Annotated in this window: 24 protein-coding genes and 1 riboswitch; of the genes, 18 read left to right on the plus strand and 6 right to left on the minus strand. The window is 34.1% G+C overall.

Going from position 1 to position 25,664, the window contains the following annotated elements:
• Window positions 1-32 precede the first annotated feature (32 nt).
• Window positions 33-1,235 (minus strand): aspartate kinase, encoded by a 1,203-nt coding sequence (locus NRK67_08675; protein ID UUV19486.1) that lies wholly within the window; start codon window positions 1,233-1,235, stop codon window positions 33-35.
• A gap of 96 nt (window positions 1,236-1,331) precedes the next feature.
• Window positions 1,332-1,507, minus strand: a riboswitch (Lysine riboswitch).
• 199 nt (window positions 1,508-1,706) lie between these two features.
• On the opposite strand from NRK67_08675, the gene NRK67_08680 reads away from it, so the two are divergent.
• Window positions 1,707-2,849 carry an amidohydrolase gene (locus tag NRK67_08680; protein UUV19487.1) on the plus strand — a complete coding sequence of 381 codons (1,143 nt, stop codon included), beginning with the start codon at window positions 1,707-1,709 and terminating at the stop codon, window positions 2,847-2,849.
• Window positions 2,850-2,937: 88 nt separating this feature from the next.
• Here the strand turns inward: NRK67_08680 and NRK67_08685 are convergent, their stop codons facing one another.
• On the minus strand, window positions 2,938-4,557 hold the full coding sequence (locus NRK67_08685; protein UUV19488.1) for an ATP-binding cassette domain-containing protein: 1,620 nt from the start codon (window positions 4,555-4,557) through the stop codon (window positions 2,938-2,940).
• Between the two features lie 311 nt (window positions 4,558-4,868).
• Here NRK67_08685 and NRK67_08690 point away from each other — a divergent pair, with 311 nt between their 5' ends.
• From NRK67_08690 to NRK67_08705, 4 genes are all read left to right on the plus strand, one after another.
• Window positions 4,869-5,948: a sugar phosphate nucleotidyltransferase gene (locus NRK67_08690; protein ID UUV19489.1), complete on the plus strand. Its 1,080-nt coding sequence runs from the start codon at window positions 4,869-4,871 to the stop codon at window positions 5,946-5,948.
• A gap of 177 nt (window positions 5,949-6,125) precedes the next feature.
• Window positions 6,126-6,935, plus strand: coding sequence for an AAC(3) family N-acetyltransferase (locus tag NRK67_08695; GenBank protein UUV19490.1), 810 nt, complete (start codon window positions 6,126-6,128; stop codon window positions 6,933-6,935).
• Window positions 6,936-7,117: 182 nt separating this feature from the next.
• The gene (locus NRK67_08700; protein UUV19491.1) at window positions 7,118-8,092 is read left to right on the plus strand and encodes an MBL fold metallo-hydrolase; all 975 of its coding nucleotides are present in this window, start codon (window positions 7,118-7,120) and stop codon (window positions 8,090-8,092) included.
• 119 nt (window positions 8,093-8,211) lie between these two features.
• Window positions 8,212-8,805: a 3'-5' exonuclease gene (locus NRK67_08705; GenBank protein ID UUV19492.1), complete on the plus strand. Its 594-nt coding sequence runs from the start codon at window positions 8,212-8,214 to the stop codon at window positions 8,803-8,805.
• A 76-nt stretch (window positions 8,806-8,881) separates the two neighbouring features.
• Here the strand turns inward: NRK67_08705 and NRK67_08710 are convergent, their stop codons facing one another.
• Window positions 8,882-9,457: a hypothetical protein gene (locus NRK67_08710; GenBank protein ID UUV19493.1), complete on the minus strand. Its 576-nt coding sequence runs from the start codon at window positions 9,455-9,457 to the stop codon at window positions 8,882-8,884.
• A gap of 242 nt (window positions 9,458-9,699) precedes the next feature.
• Window positions 9,700-10,545 (minus strand): beta-1,6-N-acetylglucosaminyltransferase, encoded by an 846-nt coding sequence (locus NRK67_08715; protein ID UUV19494.1) that lies wholly within the window; start codon window positions 10,543-10,545, stop codon window positions 9,700-9,702.
• Between the two features lie 219 nt (window positions 10,546-10,764).
• On the opposite strand from NRK67_08715, the gene NRK67_08720 reads away from it, so the two are divergent.
• The 4 genes from NRK67_08720 to NRK67_08735 all read left to right on the plus strand — a co-directional run bounded on the left by NRK67_08720 (window position 10,765) and on the right by NRK67_08735 (window position 14,729).
• Window positions 10,765-12,150 (plus strand): oligosaccharide flippase family protein, encoded by a 1,386-nt coding sequence (locus tag NRK67_08720; GenBank protein ID UUV19495.1) that lies wholly within the window; start codon window positions 10,765-10,767, stop codon window positions 12,148-12,150.
• An 88-nt stretch (window positions 12,151-12,238) separates the two neighbouring features.
• The gene (locus tag NRK67_08725; protein ID UUV19496.1) at window positions 12,239-13,318 is read left to right on the plus strand and encodes a glycosyltransferase; all 1,080 of its coding nucleotides are present in this window, start codon (window positions 12,239-12,241) and stop codon (window positions 13,316-13,318) included.
• Between the two features lie 12 nt (window positions 13,319-13,330).
• Window positions 13,331-14,350, plus strand: coding sequence for a glycosyltransferase (locus NRK67_08730; protein UUV19497.1), 1,020 nt, complete (start codon window positions 13,331-13,333; stop codon window positions 14,348-14,350).
• 34 nt (window positions 14,351-14,384) lie between these two features.
• Entirely contained in the window at window positions 14,385-14,729 is a 345-nt protein-coding gene (locus NRK67_08735; protein UUV19498.1) for a helix-turn-helix transcriptional regulator, read from the plus strand.
• A 255-nt stretch (window positions 14,730-14,984) separates the two neighbouring features.
• Here the strand turns inward: NRK67_08735 and NRK67_08740 are convergent, their stop codons facing one another.
• Entirely contained in the window at window positions 14,985-16,253 is a 1,269-nt protein-coding gene (locus NRK67_08740) for an NAD(P)-dependent oxidoreductase (protein UUV19499.1), read from the minus strand.
• A gap of 89 nt (window positions 16,254-16,342) precedes the next feature.
• Window positions 16,343-17,515: an iron-containing alcohol dehydrogenase gene (locus NRK67_08745; GenBank protein UUV19500.1), complete on the minus strand. Its 1,173-nt coding sequence runs from the start codon at window positions 17,513-17,515 to the stop codon at window positions 16,343-16,345.
• 343 nt (window positions 17,516-17,858) lie between these two features.
• On the opposite strand from NRK67_08745, the gene hslO reads away from it, so the two are divergent.
• From hslO to NRK67_08790, 9 genes are all read left to right on the plus strand, one after another.
• Complete coding sequence (hslO, locus tag NRK67_08750) at window positions 17,859-18,737, plus strand: Hsp33 family molecular chaperone HslO (protein ID UUV19501.1); 879 nt, start codon at window positions 17,859-17,861, stop codon at window positions 18,735-18,737.
• A 185-nt stretch (window positions 18,738-18,922) separates the two neighbouring features.
• Window positions 18,923-19,678: a TatD family hydrolase gene (locus NRK67_08755; protein UUV19502.1), complete on the plus strand. Its 756-nt coding sequence runs from the start codon at window positions 18,923-18,925 to the stop codon at window positions 19,676-19,678.
• A gap of 341 nt (window positions 19,679-20,019) precedes the next feature.
• Window positions 20,020-20,853, plus strand: a complete 834-nt coding sequence (locus NRK67_08760; GenBank protein UUV19503.1) for a methyltransferase domain-containing protein — start codon at window positions 20,020-20,022, stop codon at window positions 20,851-20,853.
• A 204-nt stretch (window positions 20,854-21,057) separates the two neighbouring features.
• Window positions 21,058-21,417 (plus strand): holo-ACP synthase, encoded by a 360-nt coding sequence (gene acpS / locus NRK67_08765; GenBank protein UUV19504.1) that lies wholly within the window; start codon window positions 21,058-21,060, stop codon window positions 21,415-21,417.
• 25 nt (window positions 21,418-21,442) lie between these two features.
• Window positions 21,443-21,874 carry a hypothetical protein gene (locus NRK67_08770; GenBank protein ID UUV19505.1) on the plus strand — a complete coding sequence of 144 codons (432 nt, stop codon included), beginning with the start codon at window positions 21,443-21,445 and terminating at the stop codon, window positions 21,872-21,874.
• Window positions 21,875-21,901: 27 nt separating this feature from the next.
• Window positions 21,902-22,366, plus strand: a complete 465-nt coding sequence (locus NRK67_08775) for a hypothetical protein (GenBank protein UUV19506.1) — start codon at window positions 21,902-21,904, stop codon at window positions 22,364-22,366.
• A 15-nt stretch (window positions 22,367-22,381) separates the two neighbouring features.
• Window positions 22,382-22,831, plus strand: a complete 450-nt coding sequence (locus NRK67_08780) for an FMN-binding protein (GenBank protein UUV19507.1) — start codon at window positions 22,382-22,384, stop codon at window positions 22,829-22,831.
• Window positions 22,832-22,848: 17 nt separating this feature from the next.
• On the plus strand, window positions 22,849-24,129 hold the full coding sequence (rsxC, locus tag NRK67_08785) for an electron transport complex subunit RsxC (protein UUV19508.1): 1,281 nt from the start codon (window positions 22,849-22,851) through the stop codon (window positions 24,127-24,129).
• Entirely contained in the window at window positions 24,122-25,648 is a 1,527-nt protein-coding gene (locus NRK67_08790; GenBank protein ID UUV19509.1) for an RnfABCDGE type electron transport complex subunit D, read from the plus strand. The genes rsxC and NRK67_08790 overlap by 8 nt, the downstream gene beginning before the upstream one ends.
• The last annotated feature ends 16 nt before the right edge of the window (window positions 25,649-25,664 follow it).

The following is a 25,664-nucleotide window of genomic DNA, read 5'->3' on the forward strand; positions in this document are numbered from 1 at the left end:
GATCTCCTCCTAAATAATTTTTTTATTGTTTTTTACAGGTCAAATTCTTCAGCTAACATCTGAATAGCTATATTTTTATGTTCTTTGGAGATAGTACATGAGATACTGATCTCAGAAGTAGTTATATGATAAAAAGGAACACTATTTTCAGCTAGGGTATTAAATACCTTGGCCGCCACTCCGGAATGGCTTACCATTCCAATTCCAACCAATGAAATCATGATTAAGTCGGATTTGATCTCTATAGAAATTTCCTGGGATTTATTTTTTAATTCGTCTATGGCTTTTCTCAAAAGAGATTCTTCTCTTTTAAAGCAGCTGAATGAAAGGTCTAAAGTACCAGAAGTGGTAATGTTTTGACTGATCATATCGATATTTAGCTCGTATTTACCCAGGGTGTTAAAAATATTTGCTACCAAACTCTCCGAATAAGGAAGGTGCTGGATATTTACCATAAAAATATCTTCATTTAAAGTGATACCGGTAATGGGCTTATCTTCCATTATTTCATTTTGGTTTAATATCAGAGTACCATCATGATCCCTTAAACTTTCACCGACATAGATGGGAACATTATATTTTTTCCCTAACTCTACAGCTCTTGTTTCCATAATACCGGCTCCTAAATTTGCCATCTCCATCATCTCCTCGTAAGATATATTTTTTATTTTTTTAGCTTTTGAATATACTCTTGGATCTATACCATAAATCCCATCGACATCGGTATAGATCTCACACTGTGCTCCTAAACTGGCAGCCAAAGCTACTGCACTGGTATCTGATCCACCTCTGCCCAAGGTAGTGATGTCTCCGTCCTGATTAACTCCTTGAAACCCAGCAACGATAACTATCTTCCCAGAATTTAGATGGGATCTAATTATTTTTGGATCTACACTCTTGATCCTGCTTTTAGTGTGATGACCTACGGTAGTTATCCCTGCCTGGGGACCAGTAAGGGAGATGGAGTCTTTACCTAATTCGTTTAATGCCATAGATAAAAGAGCAACTGTCTGCTGTTCGCCTGTAGCCATTAGGGTATCCAATTCCCTTATATTTGGTGTTTCAGATATTTTTTTAGCCATCTCAATTAAGTTATTTGTGGTTTTTCCCATGGCAGAAGCCACTACAACTATCTGCTCTCCTACATCACTTAATTTTGAGATGTGGGAGGCTATTTTTTTTATTTTATCCAGATCAGCCAGTGAGCTTCCTCCATATTTGTGTACAATGATCATATTTATTTCCTCCTAAAAAAAAACTCTCCAGTAGTGGGAACTACTGAAGAGTAAAATTACATCTAATCAAAAACGAGATAAAAAGATTAATCTATGACTTCAAATAGCACCCCATTACCTAATTATGATAATGACAGTTATATGGATCTTATCCATATCCCCAACATAGATTTTTGCAGAATCTATATTTCGGCAACTACACCTTTCAAAACAGATCTTAAAATGCCTTCTCCCTGTCTTTACTATTTGTATTTGCAACCTCTATTCTTATGATTTGAAGTAAGTATAGCACTAAACATAAAATAAAATAAAATATATATAATATATATGTTATATAATGAGGAGATATACTTTAGTTTTCAGTTTATGTTGTATATGTTACGTATATATAATATATATTTTTAAAAATTAAAAAAATAAGGTTTACTTTTATCTAAGATAATACGAGAAATTTCTTTTAGGGAGGCAGGGATGGGAAAAATAATAGAAAATATGAAAAAACACAGAAGAAATTTACATGAAATTCCGGAATTAGGGTATATGGAAAAAAAGACCCAGGCTTACTTACTGGGAGAGATAAAAAAGATGGGATATAAGCCTGAAATAATTTGTGAAACGGGAATCTATATCTATCTAGACGGCAACTCTGAGGAAACTTATGGGTTCAGGACAGATATGGATGCCCTTACAATTTTAGAGGAAACAGGAGTTTCTTATACCTCCAAACACGAGGGGTTTATGCATGCCTGTGGACATGATGGTCATATGGCAACTCTCCTGGGATTCATGGATTATTTAAGAGGAAAAAAATTGAAGAAAAATATCCTTTTAATTTTTCAGCCTGCTGAAGAGGGACCGGGAGGAGCCAAGGACATTACAGAAAGTGGAATTTTGGAAAAATATAATGTTTTAGGGATCTTTGGGTTGCATCTTTTTCCCAAGTTAGAAGAGGGAATAATTGCTTGCAGAGCAGGGGGATTCATGGCAAAAGCAGCAGAGATAAATATCGTTATCAAGGGAAAGAGCGGTCATGGGGGACAGCCCCAGTTAGGGATAGATTCCATCCAGGTAGCAGGGAAGATGCTGGAAGGATTTAATCTTATAACCTCAAAATTTGTAGCTCCTTTTGATCCCAGTATAATTGCCATAGGTAAGATAGAGGGTGGAACCATAAGAAACATCATTCCGGAAGTTACCCGGATGGAGGGAACCATAAGGACTTTTTCCACAGATACCTTTAATTTTATCGTGGATAAAATAAGGGGTATAGCTCGTGGTATGGAGCTCAGTTATGGAGTTGAAATAGAGATTGATCTGGCTGAAGGATATCCTCCTGTTATAAATGATAAGAAATATTATAGTGTTTTAGAAGAGGTAGTCAGAGGGGAGGAAAAGTTGGAATTTGAGGAGATTGATCCAGAGATGTTGGCTGAAGATTTCGGGTTTTATCAGGAAGTAACCAGGGGCCTTTTTTTCTTTGTAGGAACTAAAAATAAGGAACTTGGATATACAGCATCACTCCATAATTCTAAATTTAATTTTGATGAGAAAGTATTGGAAAACGGGCTCAGGGTATACACAGGTATCTGCCAGAAATTAGGAGTCTTTGAATAAAAAATAATGTGACATTGTATCCAAGAGGCTCTAAATTTATAATTTACTAGGAAATAAAAAAAGCTGAGGTTAGCCTCAGCTTTTTATTTTAGTTATACATCTCTGCAAGTCTAGCTTCTACACCTTCGTCTTTGATATATTCATCAAATTCCATCAATTTATCGACAATTCCGTTAGGAGTTATCTCGATAATTCTATTGGCTACAGTCTGGATGAACTCATGGTCATGAGCAGCAAATATAATAGTTCCATTAAATTTAATCAATGCTTTATTTAGTGATGTGATAGATTCAAGATCTAAATGGTCTGTAGGATTGTCAAATAAGTAAACATTAGCTCCTGTCATCATTGTTTTAGATAACATACATCTTACTTTTTCTCCTCCAGAAAGAACACTAGGTTTCTTTTGAGAATCTTCACCGGCAAATAACATTCTTCCTAAGAATCCTCTGATGAAACTCTCATGAGGATCAGATGAATATGGTCTTAACCAGTCAATAAGGTCAGTTCCGCTACCTTCTTTAAAGTACTCAGAGTTATCTCTAGGCATATAACCTAAAGAAGTAGTTACTCCCCAAGTGATACTACCTGAATCAGGTTCAATCTCTCCAGCCATTATCTTGATAAGAGTTGTTTTAACTATATCATTTTTAGCTAAAAGTACTACTTTATCCCCTGTATTAATAGTGAATGAGATATTATCTAATACCTTTACTCCATCGATAGTTTTAGTTAAGTTTTCAACTTTTAACATGTTGTTTCCGGCATCTCTTTCAGATTTGAATTCGATGAATGGATATTTTCTATTAGAAACCTGCATATCTTCAAACTTTAAGTTATCCAACATCTTTTTTCTTGCTGTTGCCTGATTTGATTTTGAAGCATTGGCACTGAACCTGGCGATGAAGGTTTGTAATTCTTCTCTTTTTTGCTCTAATTTTTTATTTTTATTTCTCATTAATTCTAATACAACTTGACTTGATTCATACCAGAAATCATAGTTTCCTACGAACATCTTAACTTTACCAAAGTCGATATCAGCAATATGAGTACATACTTTATTTAAGAAATGTCTGTCATGTGATACTACGATAACAGTTGCGTTAAAGTTTGCTAAAAAGTTCTCTAACCAGTTGATAGCGTGGATATCCAGACCATTTGTAGGCTCGTCTAATAAAAGAACATCTGGATCACCAAATAATGCCTGTGCTAAAAGGATCTTAACTCTCTCAGGTTCTGTAAGTTCGTTCATCACTTTATAGTGAATTGAAGGGTCTACTCCTAATCCTGTAAGTAGTTTTTCTGCATTAGTTTCAGCAGACCATCCGTCTAATTCTTCAATTCTATCAGTTAATTCTCCGGCTTTTGCATAGTCCTCGTCTGTTGCATCAGGTTTTGCATAAAGCTCTTCCTGCTCTTTTTTTATAGCAAATAATTCTTTATGACCCATCATTACTACATTTAAAACTACTTCATCAGCGTGAGCGAAATGGTCCTGTTGTAGGAAAGATAATCTTTCTCTAGGTCCTAAGATAACGTCACCTTCAGTAGCATCAATTTCACCAGCCAAGATCTTTAAAAATGTAGATTTTCCGGCACCGTTAGCTCCAATAAGCCCGTAACAGTTACCAGGTGTAAACTTGATGTTTACATCTTCGAATAATTTTTTTCCAGGGAACATAAGCCCTAAACCACTAGTTGATATCATTTATTAACCTCCAAATTTTTATAAGTTCCACAGATAATTAAGATTAAATATCTATAGCCAATTATAAAAAATAATTTTTTTATTCGTAACATTATATCATATTTTTCAAGTATTTAGTATATACTATTAGTAGTAAGTATTGAAACTCTACCTAGATAAAAAATAGAAATAAAAAAATAAAGTGACGGAAAAAATAAACTCAAAATAATATCTAAAGATGAGGGAGCGATATTAAAAAAAATTGTGTTCCCAGTGTAAAAAAATCTAAGATTAGAAATGAGAGTTAAATCTATAAAATAGGAGTGATGTATATGTTAGCAGCATTTATAATGGCAGGAGGATCTGGGGAAAGATTTTGGCCCCTGTCAACTAAGGAAAGACCTAAGCAGTTGTTGAAATTAATAGATGAAGAAAGAAGTTTAATCAGAATGACAGTAGATCGTATATTACCCATTATATCAGCGGATAAAATATTTATAGGGACCAATGCTATCCAGGCAGAGGCCATAAGAAGGGAGCTCCCTGATCTTCCCTATGAAAATATAATTGTGGAACCGGCATTCAAAGATACTGCTGCTGCCATTGGATATGGAGCAGTTAAGATAAAGGAAAAATTAAAGGGTGAAGATATTACCATGGTGGTATTGGCTTCGGATCATATCATAAAAAATGAGGATAACTTCAGAAAGAGGATTGTAGGAGCCAGTGAGATAGCCATGGAAACCAATTCCATCATTACATTGGGAATAAAGCCCAATAAACCTGAGACAGGATATGGTTATATAGAGGTAAAGGAAGCCTATATAGGGGAACCAAGCAAGGTAATAAGATTTTGGGAAAAGCCAAATTTAGAAAGAGCCGAAGAATACGTAGAAGCCGGGAACTATCTTTGGAACAGTGGGATGTTTGTCATAGGACTAGATATGATCATGGGATCATTTGAAAAATATATGCCAAAACATTTCAAAAATTTTAATAAGATCACTGCATTAAAGGATAAAAAATTAGATGCAGAAGCTGAAACAGAGGAACTTAAAACTTTATTTGAGAAGTTTGAAAAGATATCTATCGATTTCGGAATTATGGAAAAAGCTCAGAATATTCAGGTTATACCTGTAGATTTTGGTTGGAATGATGTGGGGAGTTACCCAGCTCTAGATGAGGTGCTGGAACACAATGAAAACGGGACAGTAAACAGGGCAAATGAACTCATTGAGATCGGAAGTAAGAATAATATAATAATAGGAACAAAAAAAATAGTAGCTACAATAGGATTAGAAGATCTGGTAGTAGTAGAAACTGACGATGCCCTCTTGGTGTGCAAAAAAGAGAGAGCTCAGGATATAAAGAAGGTGTTGAAGGAGATAGCAGAGAGGGAGAAAGTTAATTAACTCCTCCTTATCGGCATTCTAAATCAAGTTTTAACTATACTTGATTTAGATAATCGTAGAAAAACGTGTAATTAAAACTTAATTTTTAAATGTGAACTTAAAAAAGAGAGGCTGAGGTAGAAGTGAAAGTCTTTAATTTCAAATTAATAATGAAAAGTTGAAAAAAGGAGTCAGAGAATGAGTGAAAAAAATATAATAGATAAAACCAAAACCCCTGTTACAAAAAAATCTATATTAGAGGATTTGAAGGGTTTAGGAATAGAAAAAGGTGATACATTATTACTTCACTCATCTCTCTCTAGTTTAGGTTGGGTATGTGGAGGAGCAGAGGCTGTAATAATGGCTCTGATAGATGCAATAGGAGAAGAGGGAACTTTAATAATGCCTACTCATAGCGGAGAAAATTCCAATCCATTTAATTGGAATAACCCCAGTGTTCCTAAGGAATGGCATGAAATAATTCGAAATAATATGCCAGCCTATGATCCTAAAACAACAATAACTAATGGCATAGGAAAAATCCCCGAATTATTCAGAACAATGCCGGGAGTCTCAAGATCACTTCATCCCCAGGTTTCCTTTGGGGCTATTGGAAGGTTAAAAGATGATATTTTAAGAAATCATCAATTGAGTTCTTTTTTTGATATGGATTCTCCCCTTGGAAAATTATATAAATTAAGGGAAGCAAAAATTTTATTACTGGGAGCAGGTTATGACTCGTGCACCAGCTTTCATGTAGGAGAAACTCTTATAGGAGATAAAGTAAATATAAGCAAAACAGGATCAGCAATCTATGAAGACGGAAAAAGAATCTGGAAATGGTTTGAAGCTCATGAACATAACTCAGATGATTTTTCAGAACTCGGAAAAGCATTTGAAAATAGGCATAAAGTAATAAAAAAACTTGTGGGGAATGCAGAGAGTAGATTATTTTCTCTGAGAGAAGCGGTGGATTTTTCCAAGGAGTGGCTGTTGGAAAACAGGTAAGTCGGTGAATCCCCGATTCTTAGTGGGATGCCTGACGGGCACAGTGGGCAGGACGAAACTCGCTAGATATTTATTGTGAAGTCGGACGACTATAAACTTCAAAATATAAACTCAAAAAGTTGAGTTCTTTGGTGATAAAAAATTAAATACTGTGCATATAAATATACAAGCAGGAGGGAAAAATGGTAGAAGAAATTTATCGAAATATTTGGAAGATAGAGGTACCACTTCCTAAAAGTCCTTTAAAATTTTTAAATGCTTATGTTGTTGTAGGAGAGAAAAGGAATCTTCTTATAGATACCGGGTTTAACCGCCAGGAATGTAAGGATGCTCTATCTAAAGGTTTAGAAAAAATAGGGATCTCCATGGATCAGACCGATATTTTTATTACCCATCTTCACAGTGATCATTCTGGTTTAGTATCAGATTTTATAAAAAAAGGAAGAAAAGTCTACTGCAGCAAAAAAGATGCTTTGGATATAAATATTCTCCGGGACTTTAACAGCTGGAAAAATAAATTTATAGGGGCTGAAAAGTTAGGGTTCCCAGAAAATTTAGATGAATATTTTGACAGACATCCCGGGTTTAAGTTTAACAATACCCGTGATGTAGAGTTTTCCTATGTAGAAGATAAAGAGGTAATCCAGATAGGGGAATATTCACTCCAGTGTATATCTACTCCGGGACACACCCAGGGGATAATGTGCCTCTATGAAAAAGATCACAGGTTGCTGTTTTCCGGGGATCATATTTTAGAGAGGATAACTCCTAATATATCGGTATGGTCAATGGAAAGTAATGCTCTTGGTGACTATATGAACAGCTTGGAAAAAATCAAAAAATTAAATGTAGATAAGGTTTTTCCTTCCCATAGAAAGCTCTTTGATCATTGTCATAGAAGAATCGATAAATTAATCGAACATCACCATGAAAGACTTATGGAGATAGAAGAAATTCTGGCTAAAAAAAGTTTACAGTCACCCTATGAGGTAGCTTCTCAAATGAAGTGGGATATTAAATTTACAAACTGGGATGATCTTCCCCATGTTCAAAGGTGGTTTGCTACTGGAGAAGCTATGGCTCACTTAGTTTATCTCTATAATTTAAAAAAGATATCTCTTTCTGACAATAAATATTATGAATTTTCTAATGTTTAATCTTTATTTACTTAAAGGGTTGGAAAAATTATAGAAGCATTAAAAACAGCTTTTTGAAGATTTAGATTAATGGAAAAAAGATTCTTACAGTATCAATAAATATAAAAAAGGAGAAAAATATGAAAATACTATGGTACGACACGGAAACAACAGGATTAACAGAGAACAGTGCGATGTTTCAAATATCAGGAGTGATAGAGGTAGAGGGTGAAGTAAAGGAGGAGTTTGATATCTTCTGTCATCCTCATGAGGGAGCGGATATATCGGAGCAAGCCTTGGAAGTGACAGGGGTGAGTCGTGAAAAATTAGATGGTTTTCAATCTCCTAAAAAAGCCTATGAGGAGTTAATAGAGATTTTTTCAAAATATATCGATAAATTTGACAGAGAGGATAAATTTATCATTGCAGGGCAGAATGTAAAATTTGACATAGATGTACTCAATAGATTTTTTAAAAGAAACAATGATAATTATCTGGGAAGTTTTCTTAACTATAAACAGGTATTTGATACCCTCAGTGTATACACGGCATTGGAGATAGCAGATGTAGTACCTAAATTAGAAAATCATAAGCTGGAAACTATATGCAAAATTATGGGAGTAGAACTGAGTAATGCCCATAACAGTCTGGCCGACATAAAAGCTACTAAAGAGGTGGGAGATAAGTTGCTTCAGGGGCTTAGAAGGATAAAAAAACAGAAGATAAAACTTTAAAATAGGAGTTTATAAAAAAAATCTATCCCTTATGAGGGATAGATAAAGATAATCTATTTAATTGTTGTCAAATGACCTAAGGCAAAGATATTAATTTTTCATAATCGATTGCACTTGCGTAATCTTTTAATTCTTTCTTTGTTATTTCCTGTCCTTGGACTAACACCAAAAATCTATCAGCAACAATGATCTCAATTTTCCCGCTCTTAGTGTCTGGAGTAAATTTTACAATAGCTTTTTGACGGTTAACTCTTTCCAGCCTTCCACCATTAGATGTAGTGAACCTAGGATTGGTAAACATTGCCGTCATACTCTGGATGAGTGGAGAATCGGTGATGATTTGGATAGTAATGGAGCTGGATTTTTTATTGTATTGACGTTTAGTAGTTATAGCGCCACCGAATAAAGATGCATTCATTGGTTGAGAATTAGTATTTGGAGTAGTCCACCCGGTTAAAGGTTTTGGAAGGAAAGGTTCGAGTTTTCCTGCCACCTCTTGCTGAATTAATTGCGAGGCATAGTTGAGACTTTCCACAGAGTTTTTATATTCGCCGTCTTTATAATATTTAGATGCATCCTTCATAGATTCCTCAATATCGTTGGCATATGCAGGGACAGAAAATATCATTAATATGATGAATAGCACATTCATCTTTAGAATTTTGACATTTAAATTTAACATATAAACCTCCTTTTTTTAAGATTAAATTGATTGATAATAACAGTTCTAGTATAACTATAATTAGCAAAGAGACATTAACCGAATAAAAATAAATATTCATTATTAGTATATAAGGAACAGTAAAAAAATCCTTTTTTATTAATGAAAAATTTTATATGAATTTAATCTTAAATAAGAAAAATGAAGAAAATATACAGATATCGTAAATAAATTTATTCTGTTATAATTTTATTTATGATATCTGGGTCTATGTCTATATCAAATTTTCTAGCAAAAAGTTTAGTAGAATTTTTTAATTTTGAATAATCATCCATAGTTAAAATTTTAGGATTAGGATTTCCCTCTGACCAGTCGATATATACTGTATTTTCCCCTACCACCTTATCTTTAAAGGGGGAGTTCATAAGTAATGTCTGGATAAAATGTTCATCGGAGCAGGTGGTAGACTTGAATCCTTCTATTAATCTATTGTCTACGCTGTCTAAGATATATTCTACAGCATTATTTGTTATGGTGAACCAAGAGGAACCCATATAGATATCCAGATTTTTAAAAAAAGATTTTTTTATATTTAATAAATTTTGCAATTTTATAGAGACACTGTTTAGTTTGTTCAGAGGAAAGTTACGGATAGATCTACTCTCACTCCACGGGCTGTATCTTAAAAGCCTCCAGCTGTAGTTTTTATAGTTAGGGGCGATATGGATAAATTCCCGGTGGACATCTTCCGATAAAAAACTTATAATCTCTGAATGAGACTTGATAGGGAGATCCTGTCCGCTTAGAAGGGTAATGTAGTCATAGTTTTTATTTCTGACAGCTTGGAGTAAATTTAATGTAGCTTTTACCTGGGAAAAACCGGACCAGTTGACAGAAACTCTATCTGAAATAATAAAAACATTATCTAGAGAGAGATAATGATCCTTTAACTGTTGATATAAATAATTATTTTTTAAGTCAATATGAAGATAGACATCTGAATTTTTTGATAGAATATCTATTAAAAGACTTAGTTGTTTGAAGCCCTTATGGGCCTGGATGATATATGCTAATTTCATAATAAAATCTCCTGAGGGTAAATTAGATAAATGTTAGTATAATATATTATACTAATATTTTTTTTAAAATCAAAACTATTAAATGACAACTTTTATCTGAGGTCTATACATTTAAAATAAAGAAAAAATCTGGTTCTTAACAAGGTTTTGATTGTCGCAAATATTGAGAAAATAATAAATTTTGGCATCATTGAGTGCTTTTTAAAAGGAGATAAATTTATGATAAAGAAATTTTTTACATTTGCAGCAGGGAATTGGCTGGGAATACTTTTCGGAATAATGACCACCCCTATCCTCACAAGAATACTGACACCAGAGGAATTCGGACAGGCGGCTATGTATTTACTGGTAATAAATACCATAGGTCCCATGCTGTTATTGGGGACGGTGGATACCTATAGTCGTTTTTTTTATGAGGAGACCAGGGAACTTCGTGGGAATCTCCTGCATAATACAATAAAATATCCACTGATCTTAACAGGGATAGTTGGGATAATCGGGTTATTTTCCTATAGATGGATAGGAGAATTTTTATTCAAAGACCCGGATTTTTCTGTAGTTTTGGTTCTGGTACTTGCTCTATTTTTTCACCATCTCCAGCTCTTTACCGACTATGTATTGAGATTGAATGAATCTTATAAATTATATTCAGTTTTTACTTTCTCCCGGAAGTTTTTTGAGTTTGTATTGGTGATTATTTTATACTATATAATGGGGAAAACCTATAAGATTGTTATATATTCCGGATTTTTATCCATAGTCCTTACGGTTATACTGGGGATTGGATTAAATTTGAAATCATGGAAAAAAGGTCGTGGAACTCCAAGACACAGTCAGGCAGAAATTATGAAATATTCATTTCCCCTTCTACTGAATAAGATGGTAATCTGGCTCTTCTTTTCCTTTGACCAGATAGCTATAAAATTATGGAGTAACTACGGAGAGTTAGGAGTATATAGTGCCGCTCTGAAATTGATGGCCATCCTGACAATACTCCAGGGAACCATCTCATCCTTTATAGTGCCGAGGCAGTTAAAAAGGTATGAAGAGAATCCAGAGGATCAATCATATTTTACTAAAACCTCAATGGTAATAACAGGGGTGATGTTTGGAATAGCCGTATCCACAATGATATTCAGGGATTTGGCTCATATAGTACTAGGAGACAGTTATAGGAAAGCTATCTATGTGATACCTATCTTGACCATGGCACCAGTATTAAACTGTATGTCTGAAGTCCTTTCCCAGGGGATAAACTTTGCCAAAAAACCTAAGTGGCACTTTATTGCAGGATTAGTGGCAAGTTTAATAAATATAGGATTAAACTTTATCCTGGTTCCGAAATACGGGGCTAAAGGAGCTGCCATAGCCACTGCCATAGCATGGATTGGTTTCTTTGTGGTAAAGCTCAAGGTTTCCATGAAATATTATTACTATGAATATGACAGAAATAAGATCATTCTGGGTCTGGTTTTTTTGCTGGTAATGGGTATCTATCTGGCTTTCAATGACGGGAATATAAAAAGTTATACAGCATTATTTGTGAGTCTGGGAATATTAGGAGTTTATTATGGGAAGAAGGTTCTGGCTTTTAGGAAAAGTTAATTCCTCCTTTTTAAGTTTTTGAAAAGTCACAAATTACATGAATCAGTGTGAAGAAAAAATGGATATAAAAAGATAAAAGGGAGACGTTATGAAAAAGAAAAAGATCTTATTTTATTACTCCATATTTTTAAATGGAGGAATAGAGAGAGTTTTTGTAAATATATTAAATAACTTAGATTTAAAAAAATATGAAGTGGTACTTTTGAATACCAATAACAGATCTACATTTCATCTGAAGGATGAGATCAGGAGGATAAATTTAGATAAAAAAAGGGCCCGGGAGGGTGTGATTGAATCTATCCAGGTGATGAGGCGAGAAGATCCTGATATTATCATAGCTGGAGGGTGTATAAATAACCTGACTATCCTACTGGCTAAAAAAATATTTAGGATGAAAGCCAAGGTGATATTTTCCCTCCATGCTATAGACAGAACTGCAGTCAGAAAAAAAATAATTAAGTGGTTTTACCCCGTGGCAGATAAGGTGGTCGGAATAAATCGTGGAAGTATCGACTTGACTATAAAAATATCTGGGGTAAAATTAAGAGAGGATAAAATTGAGATCATAAACAATCCTGTAGTGGATGAAAATATGATGAAGATGTCAAAGGAAGAGGTATCCCACAAGTGGCTGGATGGAAATCATAAAGTTTTTACCACAATAGGGAGGTTATCGTGGGAAAAAACACAGGATGTTATGATCCATGCCTTGAATGAAATAAAGGATAAAAGTGTAAAGCTGCTGATAATAGGAGAGGGACCTGAGGAAGAAAAACATCGTGAACTGGTTAAAAAATTAAAATTAGAAGACCGGGTGGATTTTATAGGGCATCAAATAAACCCATTTAAATATATATCCAAGTGTGACGGCTTCTTATTGTCTTCAAAAACCGAAGGGTTTGGGATGGTATTGGTAGAAGCTATGGCCTGCAAGATACCTGTGATATCTACAAGATCCATGGCCAGATCTGAGGATGTAATCTTAGATGGAAAGACAGGGTTACTGTGTGATGTAGGAGATTATAGAGAGATGGCCAGATTGATGAAACTCCTCTTAGACAATAAGGGTTTAAAATCCGAACTAATAAAGAGTTCATATGAGACTGTAGAAAAATTTAGTGTGAAGGAGTCGGTGAAAAAATACGAAGAATTATTTGATGGGTTATAAAAGGGGGAGATTATGATGATGGTAACAGTATTAATGCCTGTATATAATGCAAGTGAATTTTTAAGGGAAACAATGGACAGTATTTTAGATCAAACGTATGAGGAGTTTGAATTTTTGATAATCAATGACGGGTCTACAGATTCAAGTGTAAATATAATTGAATCCTATGAAGACGAAAGGATAAGACTGGTTCATAACACAGAAAACATAGGATTAATAAAAACATTGAATAAAGGGATAGAGACAGCTCACGGAAAATATATTGTCCGGATGGATGCTGATGATATAGCGGAAAAAAACAGAATAGAAACTCAGGTAAACTTTATGGAAAATAATTCTGATGTAGCAGTGGCAGGATCCAATGGAATGATGTTTTTATCCAATAAACCTATGATAAAAAAACCGACAGACTTTCCTACAAGATACAGTGAGATCAGATGTAAACTCCTCTTTGAAAGCCCGATAATGCATCCAGCTGTAATAATGAGAAAAAGTGTGTTATTAGAAGATAATTATAGATATAGGGATGAATATAAGGCCACAGAAGATTATGGATTGTGGATGGAGATAGCCAAGGATCATAAGGTCGTAAATATATCTCAAAAATTATTGAGATACAGAATAGTATCCAGCAGTATAACCAATCAGGCACTAAAAAGAATGAATGACAGAATAAAGATAATGAAAAAAATATATATTCTGGGACTGGATTATTTGGGAGTTGAATATAGTGAAGATGAGCTGGATATCCATGCAGAAATAGCCCTCTCTTCTACTTTAAAACATTTTCAATACACTAAGAGAAGTGTTGAAAAATGGCTTTCTAAATTAATAGTTGTAAACAACTCTACCGGTAGATTTAAGTCAGAAATTTTTAATAGAGAGATAGCGGAACAGTATTTTAGAGTTTGTGTGTACAATGGAGCCTATGTAGATTATAAAAACAGTAAATTTGCTAACTATAATCCTAAGAGTTTCTTTACGTATATGAAGTTAAAAAGTGCCGTCAGGATAAAACAGATGGTAAGATAAAAAAATAAAGGTTAAAATTTAAAGGAGTTATAATATGCCAGAAGATAGATTAAATAAGATAAGTTGTAGTAATTATAAGTGTGAGATTGAGCTAACCCTTGAAATAATAAGTGGGAAATGGAAAGCACTGATTTTATGGAATTTGGGGAACTATGGGACCATAAGGTTCAATGAATTTAAAAGACGTATCCCAGGGATAACTCAAAAGATGCTGACACAGCAGCTGAGAGATCTTGAAAATAATAAGCTGGTAAGTAGAAAGGTATACCCGCAAGTTCCTCCCATGGTGGAGTATTCACTGACAGAGTTAGGTGAAAGACTTATGCCGATCTTAGAAGAGATGGATAAATGGGGAAAAGACTATATAGATTTAAGATAAAAAAACAGATATTGGGAGAAAAAAGATCGATGAATAGATTTTTTATTTGATTTGATTAATTTTTTTAAACTTTTTTCCCTCTTTCTGCGACTAACTAGTATAAGCAAATGAAAATAATAATTTTTTCATTTCTTTCTTTCCTTAAATAAAATATAAAAATGAAAGACCTCCTGACTGTACGACTATTACAGTTGGGAGGTCTTTTATTTTTTGGACTGTGTATCTTATAAAAAACAAAAGTGAATATAGTTAGTTCTATTTTTTTAAATTTAAAATATATTCTTCCATTGCTGCTGCTACTTTTTTGGTAGTGACAACAGCTTCGACAACAGTTTTGGCTCCCGTAACTATATCTCCAGAAGCAAATATACCATCCTTTGTAGTGTGTCCGACTTCATCAATTAAAACAAGACCGGATTTATTTGTTTCTATATTTTCCTGAGTATTTGAGACAATATTATTTGCAGGGCTTTGACTTACAGCTATGATTATAGAGTCATATTGAATGAGAGTTTCAGAACCATCAATATTTATTAATTTATTATTATTATTATTATTATTATTATTATTATCTATACCCGATACAAGTTTTGTCTGGGTAACAATGATACCTTCATCGACTATTTCTTTGGGAGCTGTGTATAAACTGAATTGAACACCATCTTCCTCAGCTTCTCTAATTTCTGTCTTAGTTGCTTTCATATCTTCAATGCCTCTTCTATAAAGAACAGTTACTTTATCAGCTCCTAATCTTTTGGCAGTTCTGGCCGCGTCCATAGCAACATTCCCGGCACCGATTACAGCTACTTTTTGTCCTAAATCAAATGATCCTGGAGATTTTAGGTAGTTAATAGCATAATGAACATGTCCAAAGGTTTCGCCTTTTATTTTCAGAGGTCTTGGATTCCAAACCCCTGTACCGATAAAAACAGCATTATATCCATCCTCTAATAATTTTTCAACATTATTTACAGGGCCGATAAGATCGTTATACCTGATCTTGACTCCTAATTCTACTAGTCTTTTTTCTATAAGATCTAATCTGTCTTTGGGTAACCTGAATTCAGGGATTCCATACCTCAAAACTCCTCCCAATTTGGAGTGCTTTTCAAATATAGTAACTTTATAACCTTTTTTGGCAAGGATAAAAGCCAGGGTAATTCCTGAAGGTCCAGATCCGATTACAGCTATTCGGTCATCTAATTTAGTCTCTTGAGAAAAAATATTTTCATTCAGGTATTTTGTAGAAATTTCTTTTTCTATGGAAGGAAAATCAATGGGTTCACCCTTTATTCCTAAGATGCAGTTACCCATACAATTATCTTCATGGGGACAGACCATAGAACATATGAGGGAAAGCGGGTTATTTTCAAAAAGTATCTCTCCTGCTTTATCTAAGTCACCATTACGATATAGTTCTATTATTTGTGGGATAGCTGTGGATATAGGGCATCCGCTGCTGCATCTTGCATTTTTACAAGTTAAACACCTGTTAGCTTCCCTGGTTGTTTTATTATTTTTCATTTTTACCTCCTAAAGGTACAGACTTTATTATTTTTATTTTAACAAAGAAAAAAGGCTAACTGAACAGTCAGCCTTTTCTATAAAAATTTCTAGAATGTTACTTTTTCACCGTAGTAAACAGCTTTAAATAAGTTTTTCATCTCTTCTACAGATATCTCCCTTGGGTTTGTACCTGTACATGGATCTGCTACAGATGTTCTAGCGATCTCATCTAAGTTAGCCAAGAAGAACTCTTCTTCTACTCCAAATTCTTTTAATGAATGAGGCATATCCATCTGTTCTCTTAATTCTTTAACTAAGTTTACCAATGATTCTACTAATTCAGTTTCATTGTTTCCAGCTAATCCTATTGTTTTAGCTGCATGGGCATATTGTGCTTTTCCAACTTTATCTTTTGCATTGAATTCAATAGCATAAGAAAGGTAGATTGCATTGGCTAATCCATGGGCAATGTTTAATACCTTACCAGTTTTATGAGCCATTGAATGAACTATACCAAGGATAGCGTTTGAGAATGCCATTCCTGCTAAGTTTTGTGCAATATGCATATCTTTTCTAGACTGGTCCTCTCCATTGTAAGAGTTGATTAAAGTATCTGCGATCATCTCAATAGATTTCATTGCAAGTGCATCTGTAAATGGATTTCTAGCTTTAGAAACATAAGCTTCTAGTGCATGAGTTAATGCATCCATTCCTGTGTTTGCAACTAATCCCTTAGGCATTGTCTGTACTAAGTTAGTATCTACAATAGCTACATCTGGTGTGATGTTGTAGTCTGCGATTGGATATTTGATATTAGTTTCATTATCTGTGATTACAGAAAATGATGTAACTTCTGTAGCTGTACCACTTGTAGTAGGAACTGCTATAAATTTAGCCTTGTTTCTTAATTCTGGTAAGTTAAATGGTTTTGCAGCTTCTTCAAATGTGAATGTTGGGTGCTCATAGAAGATCCACATAGCTTTGGCAGCGTCGATTGGTGAACCTCCACCGATTCCTATTATTACATCTGGCTGAAATTTATTCATAGCTTCTACACCTTTCATAACAGTAGCGACTGAAGGGTCATTTTCTACACCTATAAATAATTCGCTCTCTATTCCAGCTGCTTTTAAATATTCAACAGCACTAGGTACTGTCCCGTCATTTACTAATCTTTGTGATCCTATAACGATAAAGGCCTTAGTTCCTTTAATAGTATTTAAGTGTGATAGTGCGTCCTCTCCGAAATATAGATCTCTTGGTATTGTAAATCTTTGCATATTTGTTTCCTCCTAAAATTCTTTAATATTTTCTACATGGGATTAGTATATATTAAAATTTTCAGAAAAAAAAGAAGGCACTTTTCGGTGGTGTAGTTACCAAAAGGTAGGAATTGGAGGATTAAAAGGCTTTAGATAGATGAAAAAATTATTTATTTTTTAGGAGCACAAGAGAATGTATAAAATATTGGGGCAAAAGATTTGTCAGATTGAAAAAAAGTGTATTATCTGATATAATTACCTTTAGAAAATTATAAAATAAAATAGAAAAATAAGGAATAAAAAATCATCTATAAAGAACAAAAATTTGATTTAATAGTGATTTTAATAAAAGGAGATAAAGATGGGAAAATTATTAAGAGGTTCAAGTAAAAATGCAAGGTTTTTTATAGTTGATACAAAGGATATAGTACAGGAAGCATTGGATATCCACAAATGCAGTCCTACAGCAATAAAAGCTTTTGGAAGATTTTTGACAGGAGCAGTTATGATGGGAGCTACTCTAAAGGGAGATGACCTATTAACTGTAAGAACGAACACTGATGGTTTATTAAAACAAATGTTAGCTACTACCGATGCTAATGGAAATGTAAAGGGATATCTCAGTGATCCGGAAGTTGACTTAGAGTTAAAAGATGGAGAAGTGCCTAAGGTTGGAGACTTAATAGGAAGAGGTTCATTAACTGTGATAAAAGATATGGGATTAAAAGAGCCATATGTAGGGGTATCACAAATAGTCAGTGGTGAAATTGGAGACGATATAGCTTATTATTACTATACGTCGGAGCAGACACCATCAGTAGTGGTCTTAGGAGTGTCGTTAGGTCCTGATATGAGGGTAAAAAATGCCGGAGGATATATGATTCAATTACTGCCGGATGCCAGCGAAAACTTTATTACAAAGTTAGAGGCTAAGGTAAAAGCTATGAGACCAATGACTGAATTATTAGCAGGTGGTATGAACTTAAAGAGGATAGCAAAATTAATCTATGAAGATATGGATTCACAGGATGAATTAGCACTGATTGAAGATTATAGTATCTATGAAGAAAAGAAGATATCTTATAAATGTAATTGTAATAAAGATAAGTTCTATAAAGGATTAATTACTATAAGAAGGGAAGAATTAGAGGAAGTATTTACAGAAAAACCTGAATTAGAGGTAGAGTGTCACTTCTGCAGAAAAAAATATTCATTCACAAAAGATGAATTATTAGGATAGATTTTAAGACTACTAAATTTAGTAGTCTTTTCTTTATATGATATAATAAATTAAAGTAAAAATAAAAGATTTTTTGACGCAGAATATGAAAGATTAACGTAGTTTCTCTTATATATTCAGTATGAATTTTTAATGACTAAAGAAATTAACTTGTGTTCAAAAAACTTAGAATTTTGGAGGTAAAGATGAAATTAGTAGATACACACTGTCATATAGACAGTGATAGATATGATGAGGATAGAGATAATATTTTAAAGGATATAGAAGAAAATTTACAATTTGCAGTAAATATCGGATATGATTTAGAATCTTCTAAAAGATCGATAGATTTGGCAGACAGATATGATTTTATGTATGCTGTGGTAGGAGTTCATCCTACAGATATAAATGGATATAACGATGAATTAGAGGAACAATTAGAGGCGTTAGCTAGTAATCCTAAGGTAGTTGCAATAGGTGAGATAGGGCTAGATTATCACTGGATGAAGGATGAAAAAGAGGAGCAGAAAGCTGTATTTCGAAAACAGTTGGAGATGGCTAAAAGAGTAGATAAACCAGTAGTTATCCATACCAGGGAAGCTACCCATGATACTCTAGAAATTTTAAAGGAATATCCTGAAATAAAAGGGATAGTTCATTGCTATCCGGGGTCTTATGAAAGTGCAGCAGAGATTATGGATAACTATTATTTTGGAGTAGGAGGAGTGATTACCTTTAAAAATGCTAAAAAACTTGTAGAAGCAGTATCGAAGATACCTTTGGACAAACTGGTAGTAGAAACAGATTCTCCATACCTGACTCCTACACCATTTAGAGGGAAGAGAAATCATCCTATCTATGTGGAACATATAGCCAGAAAGATAGCAGAGATAAAGGAAGTATCCTATGAGGAAGTAGTGAGAGTGACTACGGAAAATGCCAAGAAAATTTATGGAATATAAGTTTATTTTTACCAAGAAAGTTTAGTAATAGAATTAAATATTGAGAAAATCCTATTCATAGCAAAAAAAGAATTATGTGTAAATTATAAAGAATACGAGCTTGTATAAAAATATATTCCAGACATTATTTGTTATGAAAAAATAATTTTAGAATTAAAAGCCGTAAAAAAATATCAAATGAACACAAAGCACAGTTATTTTATTATTTAAAAGCTACAGGGTATAAACTTAGGTATATTAGTTAATTTTGGAAACTATCCTAAATTAGAATATTATAGAATTGTGCTCTAAAAATTTATGTGATAAGTGTTATTTGTAGTGAACAAAAAAGGAGAAAAAATATGAGTATATTAAAGTGTCCTGTATGTCAGGAGGAATTAAATAGAGTTGAAAAAAGTTATAGATGTAAAAATAATCATACCTTTGATATGGGGAAGCAAGGGTATGTGAATCTGCATATGTCCAACGAGAAGAGGAGTAAAAATCCCGGGGATGATAAGGAGATGATAGTCTCCAGAAAAAACTTTTTGGAGAAGGGGTACTATAAAAAAATATCAGAAACTTTGAATGGAAGGATAAAAAAGGAGATAGGCAATAAAAGTGGTATAAATATCTTAGACATAGGTTGCGGGGAGGGTTATTATACCAACCTTTTGAGAAACAGTCTGCAGGAGGAAAACACAGACTCCCATATCGTAGGAATAGATATATCTAAAGAGGGGATTATCCATGCTGCCAGAGCCTATAAGGGGATTGAATGGATTGTAGCAAGCGGGTCAAATCTTCCCGTTGCAAATGAATCACTGGATTATGTGATCTGTATGTTTAGTTATATAGATCCTTCTGAGTATAAAAGAGTACTAAAAAAAGGCGGAAAATTAATAACTGTCAGTACAGGAGAATACCATCTGGTGGAGATCAAAGAGGTGGTATACGACAAGCTGAAGATGGATTATTACAGACCTACCCAGGATATAGTAGATGGATACAGCCATGAAGAATTGATAAATGTGAGATATGAAACGAAATTAGAAGACGGTAAAGATATAAAAAGTTTATTTGATATGACTCCCTACAGGTGGAAAAGTCCCAAAGATGGAGTTGAAAGGCTGTTGAATTTATCTAAATTAAAGATAACGGTAGATGTGAATATAGATATTTTTGAAAAAAACTAAAATTAAAAATTGAACCACGAATTAAAGGAATTTACACAAATTTGCACAAAAATAAAGTATAAATGAGGAAAGGCAAAAAGACACAGAGTAAAATTTATTTTTTAATCAAAAAAGTTAAGAGATAGATTACGGAGTAATCTATCTCTTATATAATATGTTGGTTTTCCCTAAAGGGAAAACCGTAAAGGAAAAGGGTGGATTGCCATGATTATAGGATTAGGAACAGATATAGTAGAAATTTCCAGGATAAAAAAAGCTATTGAAAGGACTTCGACTTTTTTAGAAAAGGTATATACAAAAAAAGAGATAGAATATATTTCCAAGAAAAAAAATCCATACCCCAGTTATGCTGGAAGATTTGCAGCCAAGGAAGCTATCTCAAAAGCCTTTGGAACTGGTGTCAGGGAATTTGGACTACTGGATATAGAGATTTTAAATGATGACTTAGGAAAACCTGTAGTTTACCTGTCGGATAAACTGATTGAAAAATATAAGGGAAAATTAAATTTAAGTATCTCCCATTCTAAGGAATATGCAACTGCAACTGCTATTTTAGAAGGGTAAGCAGATGAAATTATAAGGGGGAAGATTGAGAGTTATAATTGTATATTTTACATTAATAACAACTGTATTTGCCATTAAATTAACAGATGGGAATTATTCAGTTGTGGAAAATGTGGTAAGGGGAAAAAAATGGAGAACCAAGGTGGATTTGAGGGTGAAAAACAATCAAATTGACTGGATAGATGTAGATATGGTAACTAAAGAGGGAAAGTTAATTAGTCAGGATAAAAAAGACTTGAAGGTAGTTTTAAAGGATACAGGGGGAATAGATCCATATGCAGAACTACCTAAAGAGTATATGAAAAAACTAAAAGAAGTTAGAAATTATAAGATGTCCAGGGTAGATACCATAGCAGGAGCCACAGCTGTCTGTAATAAATTTAATAAGATGACTGTGTTTTTGATAAAAAAATCTGAAGAGGGGAAAACAGGTAACTTTGAAGGTTGGTTTCATTAAGAGTAAATTATAAAATAGGAGGAAGCTATGAAGAAAATAATATTATATCTAATTATGGCAACAAGTATTTTAGGAGCGCAATTGATGGATGGACATTATGTAGCACAGGAAGCCAAATATTATGCAGATGGATATGCGGCAATTACCAGTATCAGGGTAAAAAATGGTGAGATAGTAGAAGTGGTAGCAGATTTGGTAGATAGAAAGGGTAATTTAGTCAGTGAGGATAAAAAGTATAATGAGGAGATGAAGGCTGTAACAGGAACTGATATGAAAGAATTTTCAATGAGAGTCCCTGAAAATTTTATGAATTCATTGAAAGAAAGAGATACTATGGGAGGGACATCCATGGAAAACGTGGATTTTCAGATGCCATATATAGATACTATTGCAGGTGCTACCAGTTCCAGTAAAAAATTTAAAAAGATGATGAAATTTTTGGTAAAAAAGGCTGAGTCTGGAGATACAGGAAAACATAAGATTAAATTATAAAAATAGGGGGAGTTTATGAAAAAAATAATATTATATCTAATTATGGCAACAAGTATTTTAGGAGCACAATTGATAGACGGGGAGTATTTTGTACAGCAAGATGAGTATCCCCATGGATGGGCTTCAACAGCAGGTATCAGGGTAGAAGATGGAAAGATAGTGGAAGTTAGGACTGATAAGGTGAATAAAGCAGGGGAATTAGTCAGTGAAAATGTAGAATATAGTAAGAGGATGAGGGCTAAATCAGGAACTGATCCTAAGGAATATTCGGTAGTACTGACTGAAAATTTTATGAAAGAATTGAAAAAAAATGATGGTATGAAAAGAAAAGATGATTTTCGAATGCCTGAGATCGATATTGTAGCAGGGGCTACAAGTTCAAGTAAGAAATTTAAAAAGATGATGGAGTTTTTAGTGGAGAAGGCAGAATCTGGAGAGGTTGGAGATCACAGGATGAAACTATAGATTTAGGGGGGAGGATCATGTTTTTTAAGCCTACATTTTTCAGGGGGGGAATCCACCCCAGAGAGAAGGAGATAACTTCCGATAAAAAGATTGAAAAGATGCCAGAGGTGGGGACTTACAGAGTAACGACCCTGCAGCATATAGGTGTCCCTGCAGCTGTTATAGTTAAAGTGGGGGATCGAGTAAAAAAATACCAAAAAATAGCTAGAGCAGAGGTGAAATTTTCTGCTTTTATTCACTCTCCCTGTTCCGGGAAAGTTACACAGATAAAAAAAATTCATATAAAGGGAAGGGAAGCAGAAGAGATAACTATAGAAAATGATTTTTTAGGAGAAGAATTTAAGAGGGAAAAACTGCAGAGTTTTACTCCTGAAAAATTACAGGAATTGGTGGATGATTTGGGGATAGTAGGTCTTGGAGGAGCTACCTTTCCTACCCATATCAAACTGGAAGGAAAATTAAAAACTATCATAATAAACGGTGTTGAATGTGAACCTTATTTAAACGCTGATAACAGAGTAATGATCGAGAATACAAATGAAATCTTAGAGGGGATAAAAATCCTTATGACAACATTTGAGATGGAAGAGGGAATAATAGGCATAGAGGAAAATAAAGCCCAGGCCATTGAAAAAATGGAAGAGGCTGTAAAGGAATACCCAGAGATCAAGGTACAAAAATTGCCAACTATATATCCCCAGGGGGGAGAAAAACAGCTTATAAAAGCGTTGTTGAAAAAAGAGATAAAATCTTTTCCAAGGGAGATAGAGGCTGTAACTTTAAATGTAGGGACTATTTTGGCTATCTATAGGGGAGTAACCTATGGAACACCAATAGTTGAGCGTATAGTTACAGTATCTGGAGAAGGGATAAGAGATCCTAAAAACCTGTCTATTCCTATAGGAACTCCCATAGAAAACATTTTAGATTATGTAGGAATTAAAGAAGATACAGTGACTAAAATAATAGCTTGCGGACCTATGATGGGTCATGAAATAGGGGAAACAGATGTTACTTCTAAAGGAATGAATGGAATTTTGGCCTTAGGAAAGGAAAAATTTCCTCCGAAATTACCCTGTATAAGGTGTGGCAGGTGTGTAGATGTGTGTCCTATGGGACTGCTTCCCCTGGAATATGACAGACTGGCAAAAAAAGGGAAGTATCATCAGATGGAAAAAGAATTTTCCCTCTCATCCTGTATAAAGTGTGGCAGTTGTGAATACATATGCCCTAGTCAGGTTCCTCTGATGGAAGCTATATTTTTAGGATTGGAAAAGGGAAGGGATGACCATGATTAAAAGAGCTCCTTATATCAGTTCAGAGAATACAACTCAAAATCTTATGATAGAAGTTGGTATAGCACTTTTTCCATGTGCGGCAGTGAGTATCTATTTTTATGGAATAGCAGCAGTAAAGATCCTGTTGGGAACGGTAATATTTTCATTTTTTACTGAAATTTTTTGGCAAAATATAAAAAAAGAACGAACTAAAGATGGAAGCAGTATAATAGCCGGGTTGATTTTGGGGCTGTCTCTTCCATCCACAACTCCATTTTATGTAGCAGGAATAGGAGGAGTTGTAGCTGTTTCAAGTAAATATATCTTGGGAGGGCTGGGAAAAAATTTATTTAATCCGGCAATCTTAGGAAGATTATTTTTAATGATACTATTTCCTATGTACCTCTATCAGGTAAATAACTTTGATGGAACTGCCGGAGTATCCCTCTATCCTATTATAAAATATGGGGGACTGACTAAAATCATAAGTGACTTAGGAGAACCTTTATTTTATAGGGATTTAATCCTGGGAAACAGGCTGGGAAGTATAGGAGAAAGTTCTATAATAGCAGTCTTTTTAGGGTATGTTTATCTGGTCTATAAAAAATCTATAAAATGGGAGGGGCCGGTAATTTTATTGGGAACAATATATGTATTGAACAGTTTTGTTTCTCCTAATCCATTTTTAACTATGATTCTAGGGGGGGGATTATTTGCTTCGGTATTTATAGCTACAGATCCCGTTACCAGCCCATATACAAGGCTGGGATATACCTTCTATCTGGTATTGATGGGAATCTTTATTTTTGGAATAACTGAATTTACCAGCCAGCCCACAGGGATAACCATGGGGGTATTAGGAGCAAATTTAATGGTTCCCATAATCAATAGATATACTCCAAACAGGATTTTTGCAAGATCCTATCCCTATATTAAACTTGTAAAAATGATCCTGATCAGTGTTTTAGCTGTAATGGGAGGATTTTATGCAATTACCTATAAAAGTGAAGATGTGATTCCTAAGGGGATAAACTATATAAATTTGAGAAAATATTTTGGAAGTGATGTGGAGTTTGAGGATAAAATAATTGTGGATGGATTTATCTATTATCCCCTAAAAAAAGATGAACTGGATATAGGAACTTATGTTGTAGGAGACTCTAAGGGATATGGAAAGGAAAGGATAGGTTTTGATCTGGCTATAGATACAGAACATAAGATAAAAGGACTGACAATAATTCATGAGAAGGAAACCTGGAGGTTGGGAGACCAGATCTCTTCTTCCTACTGGCAGGATCAGTGGATAGGAAGGGACAGCAGCTATAAGTTTAATAAAGAAGTAGATGGATTTTTAGGAGCTACATATACCTGTAAAAACCTGCATAAAACCTTAAGAAAAATCTTGAAAACTCATGAGGGGCTTTTTGATAGTGGTTATTCTGAGATAGACGGAACCGGAGGAGCTACAGATATGGAAAAGACAACAACAGATCCAGATGAAACTATGGATATAGACGGAGTCGGCGGAGCTACAGACTAGAAAGATAAAAGGAGAG

Source organism: Fusobacteria bacterium ZRK30, assembly GCA_024628785.1.
Classification (GTDB): domain Bacteria; phylum Fusobacteriota; class Fusobacteriia; order Fusobacteriales; family Fusobacteriaceae; genus Psychrilyobacter.

Coding starts and splice junctions, on each gene's coding strand:
- acpS (UUV19504.1), top strand. CDS start 21,058: ATGATTATAGGATTAGGAACAGATATAGTAGAAATTTCCAGGATAAAA.
- NRK67_08700 (UUV19491.1), top strand. CDS start 7,118: ATGGTAGAAGAAATTTATCGAAATATTTGGAAGATAGAGGTACCACTT.
- NRK67_08730 (UUV19497.1), top strand. CDS start 13,331: ATGATGATGGTAACAGTATTAATGCCTGTATATAATGCAAGTGAATTT.
- NRK67_08775 (UUV19506.1), top strand. CDS start 21,902: ATGAAGAAAATAATATTATATCTAATTATGGCAACAAGTATTTTAGGA.
- NRK67_08755 (UUV19502.1), top strand. CDS start 18,923: ATGAAATTAGTAGATACACACTGTCATATAGACAGTGATAGATATGAT.
- NRK67_08710 (UUV19493.1), bottom strand. CDS start 9,457: ATGAATGTGCTATTCATCATATTAATGATATTTTCTGTCCCTGCATAT.
- NRK67_08680 (UUV19487.1), top strand. CDS start 1,707: ATGGGAAAAATAATAGAAAATATGAAAAAACACAGAAGAAATTTACAT.
- NRK67_08745 (UUV19500.1), bottom strand. CDS start 17,515: ATGCAAAGATTTACAATACCAAGAGATCTATATTTCGGAGAGGACGCA.
- hslO (UUV19501.1), top strand. CDS start 17,859: ATGGGAAAATTATTAAGAGGTTCAAGTAAAAATGCAAGGTTTTTTATA.
- rsxC (UUV19508.1), top strand. CDS start 22,849: ATGTTTTTTAAGCCTACATTTTTCAGGGGGGGAATCCACCCCAGAGAG.
- NRK67_08735 (UUV19498.1), top strand. CDS start 14,385: ATGCCAGAAGATAGATTAAATAAGATAAGTTGTAGTAATTATAAGTGT.
- NRK67_08725 (UUV19496.1), top strand. CDS start 12,239: ATGAAAAAGAAAAAGATCTTATTTTATTACTCCATATTTTTAAATGGA.
- NRK67_08675 (UUV19486.1), bottom strand. CDS start 1,235: ATGATCATTGTACACAAATATGGAGGAAGCTCACTGGCTGATCTGGAT.
- NRK67_08705 (UUV19492.1), top strand. CDS start 8,212: ATGAAAATACTATGGTACGACACGGAAACAACAGGATTAACAGAGAAC.
- NRK67_08685 (UUV19488.1), bottom strand. CDS start 4,557: ATGATATCAACTAGTGGTTTAGGGCTTATGTTCCCTGGAAAAAAATTA.
- NRK67_08760 (UUV19503.1), top strand. CDS start 20,020: ATGAGTATATTAAAGTGTCCTGTATGTCAGGAGGAATTAAATAGAGTT.
- NRK67_08715 (UUV19494.1), bottom strand. CDS start 10,545: ATGAAATTAGCATATATCATCCAGGCCCATAAGGGCTTCAAACAACTA.
- NRK67_08690 (UUV19489.1), top strand. CDS start 4,869: ATGTTAGCAGCATTTATAATGGCAGGAGGATCTGGGGAAAGATTTTGG.
- NRK67_08780 (UUV19507.1), top strand. CDS start 22,382: ATGAAAAAAATAATATTATATCTAATTATGGCAACAAGTATTTTAGGA.
- NRK67_08720 (UUV19495.1), top strand. CDS start 10,765: ATGATAAAGAAATTTTTTACATTTGCAGCAGGGAATTGGCTGGGAATA.
- NRK67_08695 (UUV19490.1), top strand. CDS start 6,126: ATGAGTGAAAAAAATATAATAGATAAAACCAAAACCCCTGTTACAAAA.
- NRK67_08790 (UUV19509.1), top strand. CDS start 24,122: ATGATTAAAAGAGCTCCTTATATCAGTTCAGAGAATACAACTCAAAAT.
- NRK67_08740 (UUV19499.1), bottom strand. CDS start 16,253: ATGAAAAATAATAAAACAACCAGGGAAGCTAACAGGTGTTTAACTTGT.